Source organism: Mesorhizobium sp. M1A.F.Ca.IN.020.06.1.1 (assembly GCF_004023265.1).
GTDB lineage: Bacteria > Pseudomonadota > Alphaproteobacteria > Rhizobiales > Rhizobiaceae > Mesorhizobium.
The window spans coordinates 1-950 of the sequence record NZ_RZSR01001460.1; the positions used below are offsets into that span (position 1 = coordinate 1).

Below are 950 nucleotides of genomic sequence, written 5' to 3' on the forward strand. Positions count from 1 at the left end.
CAGTCTGGGCGCCGAGCTCACCATTGGACTGGAAGTCAGTGATGGCGATCGGCAGCGGCTCGACATTGCCCTTGTTGACGTTGAGCTCGACGAGCGCCCAGGCCGGCAAGGTGGCGGCGGTCGTCATGCCCAGCGCCATGGCTGCAATCGTCAGGAGCGGCTTGAGGAAAGATCTCATGTCTTCTCGCTTCTCTTCTTTGATGGTTCGGACGCAAGGCCTATAGGCCAAGCATCTCCCTTGGGTCGAAGGTGACCCGGATGTCGTTCCAAATATCCTGCTTGCCGGCTGGAACTTGCAGGCCGGCCACGTCGCATTTTTGAACCGCGCGCACTGCGCTTTCGTCGAACTGCCGGTTGCCGCTCGACTGCTCGATCGACGGGCGGCCGTCGAGCTTGCCGTTGGTATCGAGATTGAACCGGACCACGACGACGAAGTTCTCCGAACCTTCCAGTCCAACGGGCAACGTCCAGCAGCCGCCGAGCTGAGCTTCGAGCGCGCCTTGCTCGGATTTGGACAGCTTCTGGCCCTGATCCTTCTCGCCGCCGAGCGACGACTGCTGCGTGGAGCGCTTGGCGCCGCCACCCGACGGCTTCTGCTTGTCCAGAAGTGCTGAAATCTCGTCGGCGTTGAACTGCTTTTCATCCAACTTCGGCTTCGAGGAAGCTTCCTTCACCGGCTTTTCCGCGTCCTTGCGCTCCGGCGCCTTGGCGCTTTCGGCGGGAGCGGGCTGCGGCTTCGGCCGCGCTGCAGGGGCGGGTGCCGAGTCCGGAAGCTTAGCCTCCTCGGTCGGCTGCTCCTTGGCGATCGCCTCGGCGACGGCGTCCGGCTTGACCTCTTCCTTCTGGATGGCGGCGGTCGTGTCCTTCGGCGGTGCTGGCGTCGGCTCCTTGGCGGGTGTCGGCTTCGGCTCCGTCTGCTTGACCGGCTCGGGCTTGACCTCTTCCTTAGG

General features: G+C 63.8%; 1 protein-coding gene and 1 pseudogene. Both read right to left on the reverse strand.

Features of this window, described 5'->3' with window-relative positions; translation table 11 throughout:
- Nucleotides 1–178 (reverse strand): annotated as a pseudogene (tolB, locus tag EOA60_RS39470) (Tol-Pal system protein TolB); the annotation flags it as partial.
- Between the two features lie 40 nt (nt 179–218).
- On the reverse strand, nt 219–950 hold a 732-nt coding region (locus tag EOA60_RS34855), incomplete at its 5' end, for a cell envelope integrity protein TolA (RefSeq protein WP_128312724.1).